This window comes from Bradyrhizobium ferriligni, assembly GCF_056837965.1.
This window is the reverse complement of the sequence record NZ_JBXEJO010000375.1, coordinates 1-399: the sequence shown is the minus strand read 5'-3', so window position 1 is coordinate 399 and position 399 is coordinate 1. Positions and strand designations below refer to the sequence as shown.

At 52.4% G+C, this 399-nt stretch carries 1 protein-coding gene; it reads left to right on the top strand.

What is annotated here, in order from left to right; genetic code table 11:
• Positions 1-399 (top strand): hypothetical protein (locus AC1VNY_RS42840; protein WP_482409729.1); only part of this gene is annotated, 399 nt, incomplete at both ends.

Here is a 399-nt window from a genome sequence, read left to right as displayed (position 1 = left end):
AAAACAAAGCAGTTCAGACAGTAAAAGACCGGATCCTGGCCGGGCGGGCAAAACAACCCGTTATCTTTCATGGTCAGCTGACCGGGAATATGGATGTCACCATTCCACAGCTGCCGGGGGGAAGAAAGGTCATCCTTGATGGTAGCGTGAACCTGCCGGAAGGTACCCTGAGTGAGGACAGTGGCACCCTGATATTCCAGGGGCATCCGGTTATCCACGCCTCCGTCAGTGGCAGTGCGCCGGTCAGCCTGAACCAGAAAGACTGGGAAAACCGCCAGTTCATAATGAAAACACTGTCGCTGAAAGATGCTGACTTCCATCTTTCACGTAACGCCTCGCTGAACAGTGACATTAAGTCGGATAACAGCCATATCACACTGGGAAGTGACAGGGTATTTG